Genomic DNA, 21,963 nt, shown 5'->3' with positions numbered 1-21,963 from the left:
TTGTGTTTTTATGAGTTTTCAGCGTTCTATAGTTCATATGGATCTAGACACTTTTTTTGTGTCTTGCGAACGGTTGCTAGACAGTCGTCTTAACAATAAACCCGTGCTTATTGGTGGCACTTCCGATAGAGGTGTTGTAGCTTCATGCAGTTACGAAGCTCGGCGTTTTGGCATACACTCTGCAATGCCCATGCGATTAGCAAAACAGTTATGTCCCGAAGCCATAATTTTAAGAGGAAACTCTGGAATTTACACCAAGTTTTCGCAAAATGTTACCGAAGTTATTAAAGACACTGTACCACTATACGAAAAAACATCAATCGATGAGTTTTATATAGATTTAACCGGAATGGATAAGTTTTTTGGTTGCCATAAACTGGCTACCGAATTACGCCAACGTATTATTAAAGAAACCGGTTTACCTATTTCGTTTGGCTTATCTATTAACAAAACCGTATCGAAAATAGCAACTGGGGAAGCCAAACCAAATAACGAAATACGCATTATTTCGGGTACCGAAAAACCCTTTTTAGCACCACTTTCGGTTAAAAAAATACCTATGGTGGGCAATGTTACTTACAAAGCTTTGTGCGACTTAGGTGTAAAACGCATAAAAACAGTACAAGATATGCCTATGGAACTCATGCATCGTGTACTTGGTAAAAACGGATTAAGTATTTGGAAAAAAGCCAACGGTATAGATAATAGCCCTGTAATACAATATCACGAACGTAAATCTATTTCAACCGAACGCACTTTTAATAAAGACACTACCGATGTTGCTAAACTAAAAGGCATTATTATAGCTATGGCCGAAAATTTAGCCTATCAATTACGGCGTGGTAATAAATTAACCGCTTGCGTAACGTTTAAAATTCGTTATTCCGATTTTCAAACTTATACACAACAACAACGTATTCCGTACAGCGCTATGGATCACACCATAATTCCTGTGGTTTTAGATTTGTATAATAAACTTTATAACCGACGACTACTGGTAAGACTAATAGGCGTAAAATTTAGTCATTTAGTTGAAGGCGGACACCAAATTAATTTATTTGAAGACAACGAAAAACAACTGCGATTAATTGAAGCTATAGATAAAATGCGTGTACGTTATGGCGATAGAGCCGTAATAAATGCTGCTGGAATGGATGCCAAAAGCATTAGCCGTTGGAATCCGTTTAACGGCGAACCACCACCACTTTTAGCAAACAGACGGCAATAAATACAATTCTGTTTTATATTTACAGCATGTATACCATTGAATTTACTATTAAAGAACCTCAACGACCTTGGCTGGTAAAAGTTTTTGTTGCTGCAGCATTTTCGGGTTTCTTCACTTATTTAATTCATTTTTTTACAACAACGGAATACAACACAGCACAAAAATGGTCAATAATCACCTATTTTGTTTGGTTTTTTGGTGTGTTATTTGTTTTTCTTATTCCTTTAATAGCACAACACAACATTCATTTAAATTTTACAAAACTAAAAATTAAACACAGCTATTCTATCGGCATGCTTACTTACAACGAAAGCTGGCAAGACTTAAAAAACTTAGAATACATCTCGGTTTTTCAAACACAAAATGGTTACGAAATAAACATGTGGTTTAATAAAAACGATAATCTTAATCTTGCGGCTTTAACAGATGCCGATGAAGCCATTAAACAAGGCCAGTTTTTTTCAGAAAAATTAAATATTGATTTACTCGATGCACGAAAAAGAGGTTATCATAAATGGGTTGATAAAACGGCATCGAAAAAAACTAATACAATTGTTTATAAAAGCTAAAACACTTCTATTTTCTTTGCAACGCTATGGCCTATACGCTTATAAGTCACTTTTTCACCGTTGGCACAAAACTTATAAGTTCCTGTTTTTTTATTTTCTTTTACCGCCAGCAAAACCACTTGATCTACAGGACATTGAAAATCTTTAGCCACTTTTTGTTTAATATGTTTTAAAGTTGCGCGTCCTTTTTTTAATTGATTTTGAACTTTATTATCTAATTCTGGTTCAATAAAGTTTGGCTGTACATGGCATGCATTTTCATTGTTTTTTATAGGTTTAACTTCCGAAATTTGGTTTTTTGGCGCTTCTAAATCGATATATTCCCAAGTAAAATCGGCTTTAAGTAACACACGACGACCATCTTCGGTTTTAACAATGTAGTTGTTTTGAGAAAATGCAGTTAGGGTAATAAAAAATAGAAAAATATAAACTAAAGACTTCATAAAATTAAAATATGGTTTCGTTCAAAAATACAATTTTATTCTTGTTGATACTCTAAAATATCAGCAGGCTGACACTCAAGTGCTTCACAAATAGCTTCCAGCGTTGAAAACCTAACAGCTTTAGCTTTTCCAGATTTTAAAATAGAAAGATTAGCCTCTGTAATACCAATAATTTCTGCCAATTCTTTGCTTTTCATATTTCTACTAGCAAGTATCAAATCTAAGTTTACTACTATTGGCATAATTAAATTGTTAAATCGTTTTCGTTTTTAACCTTAGTAGCATACTTAAATATTTCACCAAACGAATAAATCGTAATCGCAATAAACACTACATAACCGTTATTAAAATAACCTCGTTCAACATCGAAATAATTTAAAATATAATGGATAATAGCATATACAATTAAAAAGGTTGACACCCGAAATAATAAACGATAGTTGTCTTTATTAAACAAAACGTTTGACTTTATATTTTTTAAAAATTTATGATAAAAGTAAAAGGCCACTACTAAAAAAGCCACACTTAAAAATCGAAGTGTTTTTACCACTAATAATTTACTAAAATTTTGATTTGTAATTTTTTCGTTTAAAGCTATAACCTCTAAATTATCGCTTGTATAGAGTGCTTTTACCCAAGGGAAATAATCAGAAAAAGCGATATCTAAAACAATAACCAAAAACATTAATATAAAAAACCTTTGACTATTAATTACACCAGAATCCATAACTAAAATTATTGTTTAACAATAACAAATATAAAAAAATTATCGAAAAACAATAATTTTAATTGAAATTAATTCAGTATCTTCAATATCATATGAGTGAAACGTTTAAAACCTTAGCCCGATTTCAATATTCCACCGAAGCCCAAATTATAAAAGGCCGGTTGGAAGCAGAGGGTATAAATGTATTTTTATTCGATAATATTACCATAGACACCGATCCTTTGGTTAGTAACGCCATTGGTGGTGTAAAACTAAAAGTTTTGTCATCCCAATTTAATGAAGCCCTAACCATTTTAAATAGCATTAAAAAATACTCTACCGACGAAGCGGGTAATAACATAAAATGTCCAAAATGCAATAGTGAAAAAGTAGAATTGTTTTCCACCATTAAAAGCTTAAAATCCTTTTTTGCGTTTATTTTTTCGCTTTTAACTAATTTACTTGTATTAAATTTACCCGTTTACACCAAACATTTATATAAATGTGAAGATTGTAATCATGAGTTTGACACCGAGTCATAAACAACTTTTAATTTTTTTACTACAATTTCAATCTCATCTTCATTTAAATGCCCAAAACCAAAACGAATCGCACAATTATTTTGATCTTGGTATAAAACGGTTTTAGGCAAAAGTAAATCATGCTCTTGGGCCACTTTAGCGAGTTTAATTAATGAAACTTTAGTTTTAAACTGCAACCAAATTGCTAATCCGCCGCTAGGTATATTGTACGTTACTATATCTTTTAAATGCAAGTTCAATTGTTTGCATAACGCATCGCGACGCTGTTTGTAGGTTACCACATTCTTTTTAAGGAGTCTGTAAATTTCGCCTTCGTAAATTAATTCCAAAAGCATTTGCTCCTGTATTAAATCGCCTTGTTGGTCTAGTAACTGCAAATAGTTTTTCGCTTCAGAAATTAAATTATCTGGAGCTACAACAAACCCCGTTTGAAAACTAGGAAACAGCGATTGCCCCATTTTTCCTAAATAAATTATCATGCCATTGGCATCGGCACTTGCCATAGGTAACATAGCAGAACCATCGAACTGAAAATCGTAATCGTAATCGTCTTCAATAATGGCGAAACCATAAGTTTTTGCTAATTGCATCAATTGTAAACGCCTTTCGGTACTTAAAGAAACGGTAGTTGGATAATCGCGATTAGCACAAATGTAAACGCAGCGAATGCGGTTTTTAATAAAATGCGTTTTTATATATTCAATATCCAGTCCGTTTTCATCAACCGGAATAGTTATTATAGTGGCACCGGCTTGCTGAAAAATCATGTTTGCAGCATAGTTACTTAATTGTCCAACTAAAACAATATCATTGGGTTTAATTAGTAATTGCGAAACTATGTACAAACTCATTTCGGTGCTTCGTGTACTTACAATATTGCTAGGCTTAATATGAAACCCTCGCGTAGTATTTAAAAAATTACACAATTGGGTTTTAAACAATGTACTTTGCGATTCGTTGGATTTATTCCATTTTCCAACCAAAGTATTGCGCTTCATTGCGGCGCTATACCAGCGCGAAAATTGATGCACTGGGTGTAAACGTAAATCGGGTTTACCATCGTTAATGCTATATTTAGCTTCGGAAGATTGCGTAGTTGGCGATAAATGAAACGATTTCTGAAAAGAAAATCCCGTTGATTCAGAATATTGATAAGCTTTATTAATTGATGCTGCTGAAGCTTTTATTTTTGTAGCATTCTCTTCCGGAAACAATACAAAAGTGCCTTTATTAGCTATAATTTCTACCCAACCTTGCGATGCTAACTCGTCGTAAATAGCAACAGCCGTATTTCTGTGTACAAATAACAATTCGCTTAAAACACGTGTACCAGGTAGTTTATTACCTTTCGATAAATACCCACGCTGTATAGCATTTATAATTTGCTGAGACACTTGTATATATACAGGTTGCGATAAACTTTTATCGAAACTTATAAGTTGTTTTAACAAATCGCTAACCGGACTATTCATGGTTTTAAAACTGGACTAGTTTAATCGTCCGGAAAGTTACGATTTTTGCAGCATCAAATTAAAACAAACTAATGAAAACTAAATTTTCACTCTTTACATTTATATTATTTACTATTATCAACCTCGCTGCTCAAGAAGAAACCGTTAAAACCGATTCGTTGCAAGAAGTTGTTATTACTTCTACAAGAATTGATTTACCGTTTAAGGAAAACTCTCGAACCATAACGGTGGTTTCTTCTGAGGACATTAAAAAAAGTGCCGCGACCAACATGGCAGATTTATTACAGCAAGTGGCAGGTGTAGATATTAGAAGACGTGGTACAGGTGGTAGTCAAGCCGATTTATACATTCGTGGTGGCGGATTCGACCAAACACTTTTATTAATTGATGGCATAAAAATGGACGATGCGCAAACGGGCCATCACACCATGAATGCCGCTTTACCATTAGAAGTTATAGAGCGTATAGAAATAATTAAAGGTCCTGCAGCCCGTGTTTTTGGGCAAAATGCTTTTACTGGAGCTATTAATATTGTAACAAAATCTAACCTAAAAAACGCTATTTCTACAAATATTGAAACGGGTTCCTTCGGACAACTTAACGGCGCTGTAACCATTGGTTCGGATTTAGAAAACTCAACACATATTTTTCATGCCGGAAAAATGACCTCTGAAGGCTACCGAAATAACACTGATTATGAAAATTCTAATTATTTTTTAAAGAGTGTATTCAACAAAAAAGCACAACCTATTGAAATGATAGCAACATTTTTCGAAAAGCATTTTGGTGCCGAAAATTTCTACACACCAACCAGTTGGGGATTTAATGAATATGAAGAAACGCAAAATAGTTTAATTGCTTTTACTTCTAAATTTAAAACTAATAACTTTAAAATTCAACCTCGTGTGTATTGGAAACGAAACCAAGATATGTTTCTATTACAACGCGACGACCCTAATTTTTTTAGAAACTTTCATATTTCGAATAAAATTGGAACAGAAGCTAATGCATCTTACACCTCTAATTTAGGCGAAACTGGTTTTGGTATAGACCTTTCTAAAACCTATTTAAAAAGTAACAATTTAGGGCAACGTGAGCGTTTTATGGCTACCGCTTTTTTAGAACATAGATTTGAATTTGCAAATAACCGATTAGACTTTACTCCTGGTGTTGCCATAACATATTTTTCGGATTTTAAATTTAATGCTTTTCCAGGATTAGATGTTGGATTTGATATTTCAAACAACTTAAAAGCCTACGGAAACATTGGCTATACTTATAGAATTCCTACCTATACGGATTTATACTATAATGGTGGCGGAAGTATTGGAAACCCAGACTTAGAACCCGAAGAAGCCTTTGCTCAAGAGGTTGGACTAAAATATTTCACGCAAAAATTCTCTGTAACCTTGGCGGCTTTTAATAGAGATGCCAAGAACCTTATTGATTATGTGAGGCAAAATACAACTGAAGAATCTTTTACAGCAACCAATATTGCAGAAGTAAATACTAAAGGGTTTGAATTTGATGCCTCGTACAATTTTAAATTAAATAATTTTAACCAAACCTTAGCCATTGGTTATAGTTTTTTAGAAGATGATATAATAGACCAAAACGAAGCACTATCGCGTTACTCGCTAAATACATTGAAACACCATTTTACAACACGATTAAGCACAAAGTTGTTTAAAAATTTAAGTCAGAATATTATTTACAAACATGCCGAACGTACCACAGGCGACAGCTACAATGTTTGGGATGCATCGGTTGTTTTAAACCTTAAACGTTTAGTCTTTACTTTTACAGCAAGCAATATTTTTGATGCCGATTATATTGAATCTGGTTTTACACCAATGCCACCAAGCAACGTACTTTTTGGCTTACAATATAATTTTAAATAAACACTACATACTTTAACCATAAAAAGCCAGATAAACCTCTGGCTTTTATACTTTTATAAGCCATAGCAAATAAAAATCGCGTTAGGGATTGCAGCGGTTAGCTTTTGGCGAGGCGCGCATCGAGCCAAAACTATGAGCGTAAAGCCCGCCCCAAAGCTTTGGGAACGCCCAAATACTATTTTTACTTTAATAACGTTTTCTTAACTTTGCTCACTTAATTTTATAAAATTGTCGCTAAACTTACAAGGTATTCCTCGTGTAAAAACCATTACTAAACAGGAATTTTTAAAACGCTATTTTAAACCGCAAAAACCTGTGGTTGTTGAGCGATTTATTGAAGATTGGCCAGCATATAAAAAGTGGAATTTAAGTTATATAAAGTCGGTTGGAGGCGATTTAACCGTGCCATTATACGACGATAGGCCAGTAAACCATGAGGATGGATTTAACCAACCACATGCTAAAATGAAGCTTGCCGAATACATTGATTTACTTAAGCGCGAGCCTACAAAATTTCGTATTTTCCTTTGGAATGCTTTAAAAGAAATACCTCAATTACAAAAGGATTTTACCTTTCCCGATTTTGGATTGCGCCTTATGAAAGGCATCCCCATGCTATTTTTTGGCGGTACAAACTCGCATACTTTTATGCATTTTGATATTGATTTGGCAAATATTTTTCATTTTCATTTCGATGGGCAAAAAAAGTGTATCCTATTCGACCAAAACCAAAACGATGTTTTATACAAAATTCCGCATTCGTTGATTACGCGAGAAGACATTGATTTTAATAATCCCGATTTCGAAAAATGGCCGGCATTAAAAAAAGCTCAAGGTTGGGTTTGCGAGCTAAAACACGGTGAAATGTTATATATTCCGGAAGGATACTGGCACTATATGCGTTACCAAACACCTGGTTTCTCTATGAGTTTACGTGCTATTGCCCGAAACCCCAAAAACCTTGGTAAAGCAGTTTACAATGTATTTATAATGCGAAATCTTGATAATATTATGCGCCGTTTAAAAGGACAAAAATGGATAGATTGGAAAAATGAGCAAGCTATTATAAGAACCCATAAAAATACTCGTAGGTAAATTTTTATAGTATAAAATTTGGCTATATTTGCACCTCAAATCTATAAAAGATATTATGAAGAATTTATTTTTATTATTAGCACTAACAAGCACTCTATTTATTAATGCTCAAGCTTTTGAGGGTAAAGGCGACACTAAATTTCAAGTTGGCTTAAATGCTCAAGATAACGGTAGTGGTTTAAATTTAAGCTATGATTATGGTATTGGAGAAAATATCTCTATTGGTTTATCTACAACTTACCTTTTAGGTGTAAATGAAGATTTAGATAACTTATATGATGTAGATTTTGGAGATCGTTTTGACCTAAAGGCACGTTTCAATGCTAATTTAGGTAATGTTATTAATGTTAGTGATAATTTTGATTTATATCCTGGATTAAGCTTTAGTTTTAAAAACTTTGGTGGTCATGTTGGAGCGCGCTACTTTTTTACAGACGGGTTTGGTGTATATTCTGAACTTAATTTTCCTTTAGCTACTTATGATGAAAATCTTAATCCAGCTGAAAAATTAAACAACCAAGTGACTCTAAACATCGGGGCTTCGTTTAACTTATAAAAAACGGTTTCGTAATTATTTACAATAACATTTTTAGCCAATTATAAAAAGTTAACCGCTTTTTATAGTTGGTTTTTTAATTTAAAAAGTATAGCCATTTTCTCGATTTCCGTTTTTATATTGGCTGTAAATGGAAACTAAATGAGGTGTATTTCTTGCTTCCATTTTCTTAGTCAAGTTTTTTATATGGGTTTCCACAGTGCGATTGCTAATGTTTAAATTATATGCTATTTCTTTTTGAGTAAGCCCTTGTGAGAGCAAGTTTATAACATCTTTTTCTCGTCGTGAAATATTAAGCCATTTACCTATCTCTAGCATAGCTTTTATATTTTTATCAATATATTTTTTGTTATTCATTATGGCTGTTAAAGCGCCAAGGGTTTCTTCTATTCCTAATTGTTTGTCTAAATATCCATCAACATCTATTTCTTTAAATAAAACTTCGTAGTTATCTATTTTTGCCTCTTGCGTAAGAATTATTATTTTAATTTTCGGATATAGGCTTTTTACCTTTTTAGCAATTATAAATCCGTTGTAATCGTCCGATTCAAAATTTAAATCTAAAATTAATGTATTAATCATTGCTGTTGCCAAAATTTTAAGCGCTTGCTCGTAGTTATGTGCCACCTGAATACTGCTGACATAATCGGGGTATTGTTCGAGAAGCGACACCAAACCTTGTGAAAATATTACAGAATCGTCTACAATTAAAATATCTGCTTTATTAATTTTTAAATTCATTTTAACCGTTTTTACTTATTGGAAAATAAATATGAACACGCGTACCTATTTGAATATTTGTTATGCTGCAGGTGCCTTCTAGTATTTCGGCACGTTGTCTAATATTTAATAACCCTATACCTTCTTTATGATCTTTGGTAATACCTATACCATTATCTTCAAAAATAAAATGTAAATTATTGATATTATCTACACTATTCTTAATAGTTAGTTTTGTTGCAACGGCATGTTTTTCAATATTATTAAGTACTTCTAAAAAAATACCGTAAAAGTTATTTTGTACAGTTAAACTTTGCTTGTTTAACAGTTCTGGCAACTCATTTTCTAGTTCAACAAACACTTTGCCATAAAGTTGAAATTCGGTTAATCTAGACATTATAACGTCGTTAAATTTTTGTTTTCCCATGTACATTTCTAATGGATACAAACGATGCGAAACGGTACGAATTTGATTATTCATTTTTTTTAAATCAGTTGCAATCTCATCAACTTTTTCACTGATTTTATCTGACCGTTTTAACGCTAAAACTCGCAAACGTAAACCATCAAAATTTGTTGTAATTATGTCATGTAAATCTCTCGATATTCGTTTTTTAATGCTTTCTTGTCCTTTATAAATAGCTTCCAACTTTTCAATTTTAATTTTTTGCGTTATTGTTTTTTGCCTTTGTAAAAACAAATAATACACTACTACTAATAGTAATAGAATAACGGCTAAGACTATAAGAGTTAAGTTTTTTTCTCTAATATTTTTGGTCTTTTCCTTTAATAAATATTGATTTTCGTTATCTTTTAGTTTAAGTCTTAATATTTCATTTTCTTTTTTATTATAATCAAATTGCGCTTGTAATTTTTGAGTTATTTTGGCAGTTTCTAAATTATAAATTTTCTCATATAACACATTGTAATGTTTTTGGCTTTGTATTGCTTTTTGGTAATTTTTAGTTTTTTCGTAATAATTTGCTTTATTTCTGTAGTAACCAAGCTCCAAATTTTTATCGATAATAGTTGATAAAATTTTACTTGATTTGTTTAAATATTCGTTTGCCTTTTTTAAATTATTATGCTCTAAATACAAACTTGTAATACCATTAAAACTATACATTAAAGAAATAGTATCTTTTAAATTTTCATTTAATTTAATAGCCTCTAAATAATAATTTTTCGATGCATTAAAATCATTCAAACTAAAATATGCACTGCCTAAGTTATTTAAAAGCACGGCATATTGTGGCGCTGTTGGTTTAAATAATGCTAGAGCTTTTTCATAATTTAAAACCGTTGAATCCGTCTCTTTTAAATTACTATAAACATTACCAATATTTGTATAACAAACAGCCTTTCCATAATTATTATTTGCTATTGAATTAAGCTCTAAGGCTTCAAAATGATATTGTAACGACTGGTTATAATTTTTTAGATGGTTTTGAACACTCCCAATTACCGTACATGCATCGGCCAATTTTTGCTTATTATTAATACTATCGAAACCTTTATATGCTTTAATCGAATAGTTTAACGCTTGTTCATATATTTGCCTGTCTTTATATAAAATGCCTGCACGTAAAAAAGCTTTAAATGCTGCCTCGTTTAGTTTAAATTTTTCATATTTAGAAATACTATTTTCTAAATAAAAAAGCGCACTATCCTGTTGGTTTTTTATACTTTTTATTAAAGATATATTATAAAGCAAATCAGCCGATGTAATAGATAAGCTATCCAAAGCAATTCCTTTTTTATACAAATATTCGGCCATGATATATTCATGTTTTGTATGATAAATCACACCCGATTTTTTAAAAAGAATACTTGCTTGTTCAAGCAAATTATTATCTAAAGAAATAGCTAAAGCTTTGTTAAAAATTTTTAAAGCATCGTCTTTATTTATTTTTTTTAAGCTATCACCTTGTTTAATTAACCCTTCGACCGTAAGTAAATTTTGTTTGGTCTTTTGGTTTTGACCAAATGAAATTACAACATTTAATAAAATGAATAAAAGGTAAAGATGTGGATTCATTAAAAAATACAATTGCTCTACCAAATTACAGAATATTCGATTAAAAACACCTGATAATCTGAAAAATACGGGAATTTACGTATTGCCAAACATAGCCTCTTATTTTTATATTCGATGTATAAAAAGTACCTTTTTATTTTCACGTTCTTTTCCCCAGAACATCTAACTATTTACTTAATTAATTATGGTATAGCTATTAACCAATAATTAAATAAACAATCATGAAAAAATTAATTTTGTTAACCTGTGCATTATTTGCTTTTACTTTTTCAACCAAAACAAACGCCCAAATGCTAGACGGAGGCTCTATTGGTATTGGAGCACAATTTAACACGCTGTTTTACGGTATTAGTGCCAAATACAACATTACCGATGTACACAATGCGCAATTTATTGTAGGTGGCGCCAATTATGGTTATTCTAGCGACTATAGTTCGTTTACTGCAACTGGTCGTTACTTGTATAACTTTCTATTTTTAGATGGTATAAACCTAAAAACATATGGTTTCGGACAATTAGGTTACTGGTCGGTTAAATTCGATTATAGTGGTAACAAATACTCTTCGGTAGCTTTTGGTGTAGGCGGCGGAGGTGAATATTCGTTTGATGGCCTAGAGCAATTAGGATTAAATGCCGAAGTTGGTTATGGAACTGGTGGTTCTTTTGGCTATTACAGCAGTTATCGTAAAGCCTTCGTTGGTATAGGCGTACACTACTACTTTTAATTTTAAAAAATAAGTGTAGAAGGCGATTGCGTTTCTAAAATTATTGTAAAAGAAACCAACCCAAAAGGATCAACCGATAATTTATATTCGTTTAATTTTAGCGATGTTAATACCGAAAATATTGAAGACACTTTAACAGAAAAAGAAGCCTTGCAAACCATAACTAAAAATTGCGAAGATTACCAAGGCACACCCAACGTTACATCGGTTTCATCTGGATTAGAGGCATTAAATAAGGAAATTACTATTGTTAAAATTGGTGACGACAACTTCGATCAAACTTTCGAAATTGTTAGTACAAATCCTTATACCGTAAAACTAACCGAAGTGTTTTCTAACCTTAAAAAAAGTGTAGAAGGTATTTTTGAGTTTGGTTTAGCCGATATAAACCCAAAAAACATAAGTATTGCCACAGCAGGTAAATCGGCTTTGGTGGAACTAAACACCAATCATTTAGAAAAAATTATAAAAACCTACGAAGATGGCAACATAAAAAGCTATTCCTATAAACTTGCTATACAAGCAACCGATATTGAAAATGCTCGAAATATTGCGGCATTATTAAAACAGACTATTGAACAATTAAAATAACAGCTATTAATAAATAAAAACAAAAAAATTATGAAAACAAAATTCACTTTTTTAGTCACAGCCTTATTTGCAATTATTATTGTAAACGCTCAAAACGTTTTAACCGTCGACAACTCGGTTGGAGCCAATGCCCAATATAGCGATATTGCTAGCGCTCTATCATCCGCTACAGCAGGAGACACAATATATGTTCACCCTTCCATTACATCTTATGGAACTGTTTCTATTAACAAAAAAATCACATTAGTTGGGTTTGGCCACTTACATCCTGAGAAAAAAACTCAGGTTGAAGACATTATTTTAGCCGATGGTGCTTCTAATTCTAAAATCACTGGATTTTATGTATATGATGACATATACACAGCAAATAATTCTGAAACATTAACTAATATTACAATTGAAAACAACTACATTAGAGATCATCTTGTCTTCAATAGTGGTGCCGTTGATAATGTTATTGTTAGAGGTAATTTAATTTATAATATAGGGCAAGGTAGTAGCTCAACAAGCTACGATAATTTTACTAATACAATCATTACAAATAATATAATTACTGATGTTATTGGTTTTAAAAACTACGACTCAATAACTATAAAAAATAATATTTTTCTAGGAATAAATAGTGCAGACCCAATTGATAATGCTGGATCTGGAAATATTACTATTCAAAACTGTATTTTTTACTACAGTACAACCTCAACATACAATCCTAACAGCACTAATGTTGTTTTTGAAAATTGCTTGACTTATAATAGAGGATCGGGCAATGTCTCAACCTTGTTAGGCTCAAACAACTTAGATAATCAAAACCCGTTATTTATAGAAGATACCGATAATGCAGGCTTCAATTCGCAAACAGACGATTTTCACTTACAAACTGGTTCACCAGCCATTGGTAGTGGTGCTGGGGGCGTAGATATTGGGATTTACGACGGAACTTTTAATTTTAACAATTACGGATTTACAAACGGTATTCCTACAGTTAAAATTACAGATATTACAGACAGAATTGCTCCTGGAGCAAATTTAAGTGTTACTATAAATACAATTGCCAACTAATATGAAAAATAGCTTAATAGCTTACTTCGTTTTGTGTTGTGGTATTTTCGCGTCATCAGCACAAAGCATTGGGATAGCTGAATATTTTTTTAACAACGACCCTGGTATTGGCAATGGTAACACCTTAACGGTTAACAATAATTCTGGAATACTAACTCAAACTTTTAGTATCCCAACCTCAGAGTTGAACGAAGGACACAACAGTTTGTATATAAGAACCCAAAACTCCGAAAACAAATGGAGTCTTTACGACAGAAAGAATTTTTATTTGGTAAAAATATTAAATGCCAACATTGTTGAAGCTGAATATTTTTTTAACGAAGATCTCGGTATTGGTAATGGTTCTTCTTTAACTGTTAACTCCAATACAGGAGAATTAACACAAACGTTTAGCATACCTATTACAACTTTACCTGTAGGTTTTAATAGTCTTTACATTCGAACTAAAACCAGCGATAACCAATGGAGTTTATACGACCGAGAGAACTTTTACATTGTATCATTAAATAATTACACCGTTAAAGCGGCAGAATACTTCTTTAATACAGATCCTGGTGTTGGTAACGGTAATGCTATTAGCATTAACGATAATGATGGTAATTTAACACAGCTATTCACTATACCAACAGATGAATTATTAGATGGTTTTAATAGTTTTTATTTAAGAACTCAAGACAATGCCAATCATTGGAGTTTATATGATCGTAAATTAATTTACATTAAAAATTACAACTTAACACCCGATGAAGTTATTGCTGCTGAATATTTTATTGATGAGGATTTAGGTATTGGAAATGGCACCCCATTCAATTTCGTTAACCCTTCAGAAAGCACGCAAATGCTTTCCATTAATACTAATAATTTAGAAGAAGGTGAACACATGTTTTATATTCGTGTTCAAGACAGTAATGGAGATTGGTCTATTTATGACTCCGCTTTGTTCACAATTGATGCTTCCCTATCCACAAAAAATTCAATTCTTTCTAGTGTTTCATTATATCCAAATCCTGTAAAGAATGAATTAAACATTAAAATACCCAACCATATAAATATTAAGGAAACCAAAATTTATAATAACGTCGGACAAAAAGTTTACCAAAGCTTAAATAACAATTCAAAACTAAATTTAAAACACTTAGAAAGTGGCATGTATATCCTTATACTACACACAGATGCGGGAGATGCTGCTTTCAAAATACTAAAAAACTAGGTTAGTCACTTAGTTAAAAATTGCAAGTTAATTTTTAGGGACTGTAAAAGCGGGCTTTTGGCCCGCTTTTCTAATATAATTATGTAAAGTATTTTATGCGTTTTTCATAAACTCTTCCGCCTTATCAACCATATTTCGGCTACCACAAATTAATGGTGCTCTTTGGTGTAATTCGGTAGGTTCTAAATCTAAAATTCTTGTAAACCCGTCACTTGCTTTACCATTAGCTTGTTCGGCTAAAAAAGCCATCGGGTTACATTCGTATAACAAACGTAACTTTCCTTTTGGGTTTTTAGAGGTTTCAGGATACATATAAATACCTCCTTTAATCATGTTTCTATGAAAATCGGATACTAAAGAACCAATATATCTAGAAGTATATGGGCGATCGCCTTCCTCTTGTTGGCAATATTTAATATAATTTTTTACACCTTGTGGGAAATGCACATAATTCCCTTCGTTTACCGAGTAAATCGATCCGTCTTCGGGAAATTGCATATCTGGATGCGACAAATAAAACGACCCAATGGCTGGGTTTAATGTAAATCCATTTACACCATCACCAGTTGTATAAACAAGCATTGTAGATGTACCATAAACAACATAACCAGCTGCCACTTGTTGGTTTCCTTTTTGTAAAAAATCTTCAAGCTGTACAGGCGTACCAATTGGTGTTACGCGTCGGTAAATAGAAAAAATAGTTCCGACCGATACGTTTACGTCTATATTCGACGAACCATCTAAAGGATCTATCAAAACCACATACTTATTTCGGTGTTGTTCATCTTGACTATTAATTGTTATATAGTCATCTTCTTCTTCACTTGCAATACCACAAACAATATTACGTTTAGTTAAGGTTTGAATAAATTTTTCGTTAGCATAAACGTCTAGTTTTTGCTGATCTTCACCTTGAATATTTGTATCACCAGCGGCACCAATAATATCTACTAATCCAGCCTTATTAACTTCGTGATTTACTACTTTTGCGGCCAGTCTTATAGAGTTTAGTAAACTGGACAATTCTCCAGAAGAATATTTAAAAGATGATTGATTCTCAATAATAAATTCTCCTAAAGTTTGTTTTTTTAAAGACATAAAATTTAATTTGCGTGTATACAAATTAACGCCTTTTTTTAACAAACTACAACGTTTTCGCTTCAGATTAAGTAATTTTTTTACTTTAACTTATATTTGAAGTAATTTTTAAGAAATATGAATTATACTATAAGAAAATCTGTAAAAACCGACATGCCGCAGGTACTCGATTTAATTAACGAACTTGCCATTTACGAAAAAGAACCCGATGCCGTAGAGGTTACATTAAAAGACTTAGAAAACGACGGTTTTGGCGAAAATCCCGCCTTTTTATGCTTTGTTGCCGAAATTAATAATAGCATTGAAGGCATTGCGTTAATTTACAATCGCTATTCCACCTGGAAAGGCAAAATTATTCATCTAGAAGATTTAATTGTAAGCCAGAAAATGCGAGGTAAAGGCTTAGGTACTGCCCTTTTAAACCAAGTTGTAAAATATGGCCATAGCATTGGTGTAAAACGCATAAATTGGGAAGTTTTAGATTGGAACGAACCCGCTATTAAATTTTACGAAAGTAAAGGTGCCAACGTTATGCGCGATTGGGACGTGGTGCAACTTAGCGAAGCAGGAATTAAAAATTATCTTTCTAAAATTTAAGATTATTGAAATGACTTTTAACCTCTATTAAATTCAAAGATTTATTTAAATAAAACTGCTCGATTTAGGTTAAACTATTAAACATTGTACTTTTAAAACAATATATACAACAAACCGTTCTAGTAGTAACTAAATAGTTTATTTAGTACTTTTACAGTCATGATTAAACCACAAGACACAGGATTGGTAACCGCCAAAGAAGTCGCGAAAGCAATACAACTCGATAAATACGGTTTTATTGGCACTTTTATTGGTTGGATATTAATGAAAGTTTTAAAAATTTCGAAACTCAATCGTGTTTATAATAATAACAAACACCTTTCTGATCTTGATTTTTTAAATGCCATATTAAACGATTTTCAAATAAAATTCGAAATTCCAGAAAAAGACTTAAAACGTTTACCAAAAGATGGCGCTTATATTACCATTTCAAACCATCCGCTAGGAGGAATTGATGGCATTTTATTATTAAAATTAATGCTAGAACAGCGTAGTGATTTTAAAATTATTGCCAATTTTTTACTGCATCGTATTGAGCCATTAAAACCTTATATTATGCCGGTAAACCCCTTCGAGGATAGAAAAGATGCTAAATCTAGTCTTGCAGGTTTTAAAAATTCGATTTTACATTTAAAAGAAGGGCATCCTCTAGGTATTTTTCCAGCTGGAGAAGTATCAACTTATCGCGATGGGAAACTTGTTGTCGATAAACCATGGGAAGAAGCTGCCATGAAACTGGTAAAAAAAGCCGAAGTGCCTGTTGTTCCTATTTACTTTCATGCTAAGAATAGTAAATTGTTTTACAAGCTTTCCAAAATTAGCGATACGTTTAGAACCGCAAAACTACCTTCAGAATTACTAACCCAAAAACGCCGTGTAATTAAAGTAAGAATTGGTCGCCCTATTACCGTAGCAGACCAAAAAGAACATACCGACTTAAAAGATTTTACCGAATTTTTACGCCGTAAAACATATTTATTATCGAATTCTTTTGAAGAAAAACCCAAAATACTCGATAATATTTCATCGTCGTTAAAAACTCATAAAATACCTAAACGTATTGTAACTCCGGTTGATGCACAATTAATGGAAACCGAAGTTGAAACACTTTTTAAAGACGGTTTTAGGTTATTAAAAAGTAAAAATTACGAAGTATTTTTAGCACCAGCTCAACACATTCCAAATATTTTACGTGAAATAGGACGCTTACGAGAAATCACCTTTAGAGAAGTTGGAGAAGGCACCAACGAAGCTATAGATTTAGATACCTTCGACACCTACTACCACCATATGTTTTTATGGGATAGCGAACAAAAGCTTATCGCAGGTGCTTACCGTATGGGCTTAGGCGATAAAATTTTCGAAAATTACGGCATTAACGGCTTTTATTTACAAGATTTATTTCGTTTTGAACCCGAACTTTATAAAATGATGAGCGAATCTATTGAATTAGGAAGAGCCTTCATTATTAAAGAATACCAACAAAAACCAATGCCTTTATTTTTACTTTGGAAAGGTATTGTACACACGACGCTTCGTTACCCAGAACACAATTATTTAATTGGTGGTGTTAGCATAAGTAATCAGTTTTCAAACTTCTCAAAATCGTTAATGATTGAGTTTATGAAATCGCATTACTACGACCCCTACATTGCACAATACGTACGCCCTAAAAAAGAATTTAAAGTAAAACTTAAAGATGCCGATAAAGACTTTGTTTTCGATGAAACCGAAGCCGATTTAAATAAATTCGATAAGTTTATTGATGAAATAGAACCAGGTGCATTACGCTTACCCGTACTCTTAAAAAAATATATAAAACAAAATGCGAAACTAGTTGCATTTAATGTTGACCCGCTGTTTAACAACTCTGTTGATGGTTTAATGTATATTAAAATTGCCGATTTACCAGAAAGCACCGTACGCCCGGTAATGGAAGAATTTCAAGCCGAATTGGAACGCAAAATTCATGGTGAAAAAAGTGAATAAACATAAAGCCAATTATTTTTCTAAAAATTCATATAACTTTTAAAAAATATAAACAATTAGCGCTGTCTCGGTTTTAACAGAAACCTATTTCTATACTATTTAATTTGGTGATTTTTGGTTTTTAAAGATAGGCCTAACTACTCCCCCAACAATTTTGGTTAAATAAAGTTGATTTATGCTTTTTTTGAGCAGTATCTCATCTTTAATCCACAACCGTAAATAATGTTTTTAAGGTTGTTGAGGAGTCGCCACCTACCCATACATTAAAATCACCCGGTTCTACTTCCCACTTTTTATTACTAGTGTAAAACTGTAAAGTTTCTGCGTTAATAGTAAAATGAATTGTTTTGGTTTCACCAGATGCAATCATTATTTTTTTAAAACCTTTTAACTCCTTTATAGGTCGAGTTATACTACCAATTAGGTCTCTAATGTAAAGTTGAATAACCTCTTCGCCATCTCTATTTCCTGTATTGGTTACATCTACCGATACTTTTATTTCTCCATTAGTTGGCATTTCGGTTTTATCAAGTATAAGGTTTTTATACTCGAAAGTTGTATAGCTTAAACCATATCCAAAAGGATATAAAGCTGTTTTAGGAGCATCTTGATAACCCGAATATGTAACATGTTTTGGGCTTGATGGTCTTCCCGTCATTTTTTGGTTGTAATATAATGGTTCTTGACCAACGTTATGTGGGAAAGAAACCGGTAATTTCCCGGAAGGATTGTAATCTCCAAATATTACATCGGCAATGGCATTTCCAGATTCAGAACCTAAAAACCAGCATTCTAAAATGGAAGGTATGTGGTTTGCTGCCCAAGAAATATCCATTGGTCTACCATTCATTAAAACAATAACCACGTTTTTATTCACTTGGTATATTGCTTTTAATAATTCGTTTTGAAGCCCTAATAAACCAATATTAGATTGACTTCTACCTTCTCCAGTTTGGTAGGCATTTTCACCAATTGCTAATAATATAACGTCTGCTTTTTTTGCAGCTTCAACCGCAGCAGCAATTCCTGATTGGTCTGTATTGTTAAATTCTAGAGGATGTAAAAACTGATTGCTACCTGGTTTTATGTTGGGTACTGTTAAATCAACACCTTTTTCATAATATATTGTAGTGTTGTTTCCTACTGCGTTTTTAATACCTTCTAAAAAAGAAACGGCTGAGTTGTGCTCTCCTTTTCCTCTCCAATTTCCTAGTGGCGTGTCTTTATCGTTTGCTAACGGACCAATAACTGCAATACTTTTAATGTTTTTTGATAAAGGCAAAATATTAGTTTCATTTTTTAACAGTACAATAGATTTTTTTGCAGCATCGCGTGCAATAGCCAAATGGGATTTCGTAAATACATTGTTTTTTTCACGCTCCTCATTACAGTATTTATATGGGTCATCAAATAAGCCCAATTTGAATTTTACTCGTAACACTCTTTTTACGGCCTCATCTAACTGTGCTAAAGTTATTTTGTTTTCTTTTAGTAAGCTTTCTAAACTAGATTGATAGGCATACGATTCCATATCCATATCGCTACCAGCATTCATTGCAATTTCAGAGGCATGTTTTTTATCTTTAGCATAGCCATGATTTCTCATTTCTCCAATAGAACCCCAATCTGAAACTATAAATCCGTCCCAATTCCAGTCTCCTTTTAAAATATCGCGTTGTAGCACTTTGTGTCCGGTTGCAGGAATGCCATCAATTTCGTTAAATGCATTCATAAATGTTGCAACACCTGCTTTAGCAGCTGCTTTAAATGGCGGTAAAATGGTATTGTGTAATTCAAATTCGCCAACATTAACCGTGTTATAATCTCGTCCAGCTTCGGCGAAACCGTAACCTGCAAAATGCTTAGCACAGGCAGCTATGGTATTTGTGTCGGATAAATTGTTTCCTTGAAACCCTTTTATACGTGCTACTCCAACCACTTCGTTTAAGTAAACATCTTCTCCAGCACCTTCCATAATTCTTCCCCAACGGGCATCTCTAGAAACATCAATCATTGGTGCAAAAGTCCAGTGTATACCCGATGCAGCTGTTTCTTTAGCAGCAATTTCTGCTGTTTTTTTTATAATATTTAAATCCCAACTAGCAGTTTCTCCTAAAGGAATAGGGAAAATGGTTTTATAACCATGAATAACATCATACCCAAAAATTAAAGGAATTTTGAGTCGTGAATTATCCATAACAATTTTTTGAGTTTCGCGCGTAGTGGCCGCAGAAACAATATTTAACATAGACCCAACTTCACCTTTTTTTAGTTTTTCTAGTTTAAATTGGTCGTTATTTGAAGATGAAGGTCCGGTAGCATCCCATTTTCCGCTATATTGTACTAATTGACCAATTTTTTCATTTAGATGCATTAATGCTAAAACAGAATCTACTTTTTGTTCTATAATCTTATCATTGTTTGAGGTTGCTAAAGTCTCTTTTAAACTAGGGTTTTTAAGACTAGTTAGAAATATAACAAGCAAGACTATGGGAATATAGAATAAGATTTTTTTCATTTGAAATGTGTTAAATAGGTCTTTTAAAGCGTGTTTAATGGTTGTTTAACAGTATTTATTCTAAGCTAAGCTGAACATATACAGGGAAATGGTCTGAAGGGTATTTTAAATTAACGTTGCTAGATAAAACGCCATACTTTTCAACCTGAATTCCAGAATTTTTTGAAAGCATTATATAATCAATTCTTCGTGTAACAGGAGCTTCAAATTTAAACCCATTAAAAGTTCCGTTGGGACCAAAAGTTACTTTAGCAATGTTCTTAGAGTCCTGCATAGTAAGCTTTATATCTTTAATTAAATCGCTACTAGGTTCCACATTAAAATCTCCCATAATTATAACCGGATAATTTTGAGTATTAAGCTGTGCTACTTTAGTAAGAATTAATTGCATACCTTGTTTTTGAGCTTCTGCTCCTTTATGATCTAAATGCGTATTAAACACCCATATTTTTTGGTTATTACTAAGTATGGTAAACAGGCCGTAAGTGCAAATTCTAGGGTAGGCGGCATCCCAACCTTTTGATACTTTATTTGGTGTTTTAGACAACCAAAACGTGTTTTCGTGCTCTACTTTAACTTTTTTAGAGTTGTAAAAAACAGATGAAAACTCTCCTTTTTCTCCACCATCGCGACCAATTCCGAAGGCTTTATAATCTAAAAGCGAAGATTTTAAATCTGCCATTTGGTTAGGGCGAGCTTCTTGAACGCCTAAAATATCTGGGCTATAAAATAATACTTGCGAACTTAAAAATTGGCTTCTATTTTTCCATGCATTTTCACCATCGGAGGCAACATCTAAACGTATGTTATAGGTCATTACACTAAGGTTTTGACTTTTTATTGCAGTTTTACAGCTAGAAAAAGCTAAAACAGATATGCATAGTACTTTTAAATAATGTTTCATTT

Annotated in this window: 21 protein-coding genes; 12 read left to right on the top strand and 9 right to left on the bottom strand. The window is 32.5% G+C overall.

The window, feature by feature from the left end; genetic code table 11:
- The first annotated feature begins 10 nt into the window (after positions 1-10).
- Positions 11-1,228, top strand: a complete 1,218-nt coding sequence (gene dinB / locus PW52_RS04810; protein ID WP_044631795.1) for a DNA polymerase IV — start codon at positions 11-13, stop codon at positions 1,226-1,228.
- 26 nt (positions 1,229-1,254) lie between these two features.
- Positions 1,255-1,797 carry a hypothetical protein gene (locus tag PW52_RS04805; protein WP_044631794.1) on the top strand — a complete coding sequence of 181 codons (543 nt, stop codon included), beginning with the start codon at positions 1,255-1,257 and terminating at the stop codon, positions 1,795-1,797.
- On the opposite strand, the gene PW52_RS04800 is transcribed toward PW52_RS04805, so the two are convergent.
- Genes PW52_RS04800 through PW52_RS04790 form a run of 3 tightly spaced genes read right to left on the bottom strand, consistent with a single transcriptional unit; the run spans position 1,794 to position 2,967 of the window.
- Positions 1,794-2,240 carry a DUF3157 family protein gene (locus PW52_RS04800; RefSeq protein WP_044631793.1) on the bottom strand — a complete coding sequence of 149 codons (447 nt, stop codon included), beginning with the start codon at positions 2,238-2,240 and terminating at the stop codon, positions 1,794-1,796. The genes PW52_RS04805 and PW52_RS04800 overlap by 4 nt on opposite strands.
- Positions 2,241-2,275: 35 nt before the next feature.
- Positions 2,276-2,482 carry a helix-turn-helix domain-containing protein gene (locus PW52_RS04795; RefSeq protein WP_044631792.1) on the bottom strand — a complete coding sequence of 69 codons (207 nt, stop codon included), beginning with the start codon at positions 2,480-2,482 and terminating at the stop codon, positions 2,276-2,278.
- Positions 2,483-2,484: 2 nt separating this feature from the next.
- The gene (locus tag PW52_RS04790) at positions 2,485-2,967 is read right to left on the bottom strand and encodes a DUF2975 domain-containing protein (RefSeq protein ID WP_044631791.1); all 483 of its coding nucleotides are present in this window, start codon (positions 2,965-2,967) and stop codon (positions 2,485-2,487) included.
- A gap of 62 nt (positions 2,968-3,029) precedes the next feature.
- On the opposite strand from PW52_RS04790, the gene PW52_RS04785 reads away from it, so the two are divergent.
- Entirely contained in the window at positions 3,030-3,488 is a 459-nt protein-coding gene (locus PW52_RS04785; protein WP_316930120.1) for a putative signal transducing protein, read from the top strand.
- Here PW52_RS04785 and PW52_RS04780 read toward each other — a convergent pair.
- Positions 3,464-4,960 carry an aminotransferase-like domain-containing protein gene (locus PW52_RS04780; protein ID WP_044631789.1) on the bottom strand — a complete coding sequence of 499 codons (1,497 nt, stop codon included), beginning with the start codon at positions 4,958-4,960 and terminating at the stop codon, positions 3,464-3,466. The two genes, PW52_RS04785 and PW52_RS04780, sit on opposite strands and share 25 nt — an antisense overlap.
- Positions 4,961-5,031: 71 nt before the next feature.
- On the opposite strand from PW52_RS04780, the gene PW52_RS04775 reads away from it, so the two are divergent.
- The 3 genes from PW52_RS04775 to PW52_RS04765 all read left to right on the top strand — a co-directional run bounded on the left by PW52_RS04775 (position 5,032) and on the right by PW52_RS04765 (position 8,512).
- Positions 5,032-6,861 (top strand): TonB-dependent receptor plug domain-containing protein, encoded by a 1,830-nt coding sequence (locus PW52_RS04775; protein WP_044631788.1) that lies wholly within the window; start codon positions 5,032-5,034, stop codon positions 6,859-6,861.
- A gap of 228 nt (positions 6,862-7,089) precedes the next feature.
- On the top strand, positions 7,090-7,956 hold the full coding sequence (locus PW52_RS04770; RefSeq protein WP_044631787.1) for a cupin-like domain-containing protein: 867 nt from the start codon (positions 7,090-7,092) through the stop codon (positions 7,954-7,956).
- Between the two features lie 55 nt (positions 7,957-8,011).
- Positions 8,012-8,512 carry a DUF6646 family protein gene (locus PW52_RS04765; RefSeq protein ID WP_044631786.1) on the top strand — a complete coding sequence of 167 codons (501 nt, stop codon included), beginning with the start codon at positions 8,012-8,014 and terminating at the stop codon, positions 8,510-8,512.
- 81 nt (positions 8,513-8,593) lie between these two features.
- On the opposite strand, the gene PW52_RS04760 is transcribed toward PW52_RS04765, so the two are convergent.
- A complete protein-coding gene (locus tag PW52_RS04760) occupies positions 8,594-9,253 on the bottom strand; it encodes a response regulator transcription factor (protein ID WP_044631785.1) in 660 nt (219 codons plus the stop codon).
- Between the two features lies 1 nt (position 9,254).
- Positions 9,255-11,270 (bottom strand): ATP-binding protein, encoded by a 2,016-nt coding sequence (locus tag PW52_RS04755; RefSeq protein WP_044631784.1) that lies wholly within the window; start codon positions 11,268-11,270, stop codon positions 9,255-9,257.
- 221 nt (positions 11,271-11,491) lie between these two features.
- On the opposite strand from PW52_RS04755, the gene PW52_RS04750 reads away from it, so the two are divergent.
- From PW52_RS04750 to PW52_RS04735, 4 genes are all read left to right on the top strand, one after another.
- Positions 11,492-11,995 (top strand): hypothetical protein, encoded by a 504-nt coding sequence (locus tag PW52_RS04750; protein WP_044631783.1) that lies wholly within the window; start codon positions 11,492-11,494, stop codon positions 11,993-11,995.
- A gap of 150 nt (positions 11,996-12,145) precedes the next feature.
- Positions 12,146-12,586, top strand: coding sequence for a hypothetical protein (locus tag PW52_RS04745; RefSeq protein ID WP_044631782.1), 441 nt, complete (start codon positions 12,146-12,148; stop codon positions 12,584-12,586).
- Positions 12,587-12,616: 30 nt separating this feature from the next.
- On the top strand, positions 12,617-13,645 hold the full coding sequence (locus PW52_RS04740; protein ID WP_044631781.1) for a right-handed parallel beta-helix repeat-containing protein: 1,029 nt from the start codon (positions 12,617-12,619) through the stop codon (positions 13,643-13,645).
- A gap of 1 nt (position 13,646) precedes the next feature.
- On the top strand, positions 13,647-14,855 hold the full coding sequence (locus tag PW52_RS04735; protein ID WP_044631780.1) for a T9SS type A sorting domain-containing protein: 1,209 nt from the start codon (positions 13,647-13,649) through the stop codon (positions 14,853-14,855).
- Between the two features lie 93 nt (positions 14,856-14,948).
- Here PW52_RS04735 and fbp read toward each other — a convergent pair whose 3' ends face one another.
- A complete protein-coding gene (gene fbp, locus PW52_RS04730) occupies positions 14,949-15,953 on the bottom strand; it encodes a class 1 fructose-bisphosphatase (protein ID WP_044631830.1) in 1,005 nt (334 codons plus the stop codon).
- Positions 15,954-16,070: 117 nt separating this feature from the next.
- On the opposite strand from fbp, the gene PW52_RS04725 reads away from it, so the two are divergent.
- Complete coding sequence (locus PW52_RS04725; protein ID WP_044631779.1) at positions 16,071-16,550, top strand: GNAT family N-acetyltransferase; 480 nt, start codon at positions 16,071-16,073, stop codon at positions 16,548-16,550.
- A gap of 159 nt (positions 16,551-16,709) precedes the next feature.
- Positions 16,710-18,539 carry a GNAT family N-acyltransferase gene (locus tag PW52_RS04720; protein WP_044631778.1) on the top strand — a complete coding sequence of 610 codons (1,830 nt, stop codon included), beginning with the start codon at positions 16,710-16,712 and terminating at the stop codon, positions 18,537-18,539.
- A 202-nt stretch (positions 18,540-18,741) separates the two neighbouring features.
- Here PW52_RS04720 and bglX read toward each other — a convergent pair whose 3' ends face one another.
- Both bglX and PW52_RS04710 read right to left on the bottom strand, forming a co-directional pair.
- The gene (gene bglX, locus PW52_RS04715) at positions 18,742-21,057 is read right to left on the bottom strand and encodes a beta-glucosidase BglX (RefSeq protein WP_044631777.1); all 2,316 of its coding nucleotides are present in this window, start codon (positions 21,055-21,057) and stop codon (positions 18,742-18,744) included.
- A gap of 55 nt (positions 21,058-21,112) precedes the next feature.
- Positions 21,113-21,961, bottom strand: a complete 849-nt coding sequence (locus tag PW52_RS04710) for an endonuclease/exonuclease/phosphatase family protein (RefSeq protein ID WP_044631776.1) — start codon at positions 21,959-21,961, stop codon at positions 21,113-21,115.
- Positions 21,962-21,963 lie beyond the last annotated feature (2 nt).

Origin of the sequence: Neotamlana sedimentorum (genome assembly GCF_000943565.1) — a bacterium.
Lineage (GTDB): Bacteria > Bacteroidota > Bacteroidia > Flavobacteriales > Flavobacteriaceae > Neotamlana > Neotamlana sedimentorum.
This window is presented reverse-complemented; position numbering and strand designations above follow the sequence as displayed.

Excerpts from the sequence above, each read along its gene's own strand:
- PW52_RS04750 (WP_044631783.1), top strand. The coding sequence starts at position 11,492 with ATGAAAAAATTAATTTTGTTAACCTGTGCATTATTTGCTTTTACTTTT.
- PW52_RS04735 (WP_044631780.1), top strand. The coding sequence starts at position 13,647 with ATGAAAAATAGCTTAATAGCTTACTTCGTTTTGTGTTGTGGTATTTTC.
- PW52_RS04780 (WP_044631789.1), bottom strand. The coding sequence starts at position 4,960 with ATGAATAGTCCGGTTAGCGATTTGTTAAAACAACTTATAAGTTTCGAT.
- PW52_RS04765 (WP_044631786.1), top strand. The coding sequence starts at position 8,012 with ATGAAGAATTTATTTTTATTATTAGCACTAACAAGCACTCTATTTATT.
- fbp (WP_044631830.1), bottom strand. The coding sequence starts at position 15,953 with ATGTCTTTAAAAAAACAAACTTTAGGAGAATTTATTATTGAGAATCAA.
- PW52_RS04800 (WP_044631793.1), bottom strand. The coding sequence starts at position 2,240 with ATGAAGTCTTTAGTTTATATTTTTCTATTTTTTATTACCCTAACTGCA.
- PW52_RS04740 (WP_044631781.1), top strand. The coding sequence starts at position 12,617 with ATGAAAACAAAATTCACTTTTTTAGTCACAGCCTTATTTGCAATTATT.
- PW52_RS04725 (WP_044631779.1), top strand. The coding sequence starts at position 16,071 with ATGAATTATACTATAAGAAAATCTGTAAAAACCGACATGCCGCAGGTA.
- PW52_RS04760 (WP_044631785.1), bottom strand. The coding sequence starts at position 9,253 with ATGAATTTAAAAATTAATAAAGCAGATATTTTAATTGTAGACGATTCT.
- PW52_RS04795 (WP_044631792.1), bottom strand. The coding sequence starts at position 2,482 with ATGCCAATAGTAGTAAACTTAGATTTGATACTTGCTAGTAGAAATATG.
- PW52_RS04790 (WP_044631791.1), bottom strand. The coding sequence starts at position 2,967 with ATGGATTCTGGTGTAATTAATAGTCAAAGGTTTTTTATATTAATGTTT.
- bglX (WP_044631777.1), bottom strand. The coding sequence starts at position 21,057 with ATGAAAAAAATCTTATTCTATATTCCCATAGTCTTGCTTGTTATATTT.
- PW52_RS04775 (WP_044631788.1), top strand. The coding sequence starts at position 5,032 with ATGAAAACTAAATTTTCACTCTTTACATTTATATTATTTACTATTATC.
- dinB (WP_044631795.1), top strand. The coding sequence starts at position 11 with ATGAGTTTTCAGCGTTCTATAGTTCATATGGATCTAGACACTTTTTTT.
- PW52_RS04755 (WP_044631784.1), bottom strand. The coding sequence starts at position 11,270 with ATGAATCCACATCTTTACCTTTTATTCATTTTATTAAATGTTGTAATT.
- PW52_RS04805 (WP_044631794.1), top strand. The coding sequence starts at position 1,255 with ATGTATACCATTGAATTTACTATTAAAGAACCTCAACGACCTTGGCTG.
- PW52_RS04710 (WP_044631776.1), bottom strand. The coding sequence starts at position 21,961 with ATGAAACATTATTTAAAAGTACTATGCATATCTGTTTTAGCTTTTTCT.
- PW52_RS04720 (WP_044631778.1), top strand. The coding sequence starts at position 16,710 with ATGATTAAACCACAAGACACAGGATTGGTAACCGCCAAAGAAGTCGCG.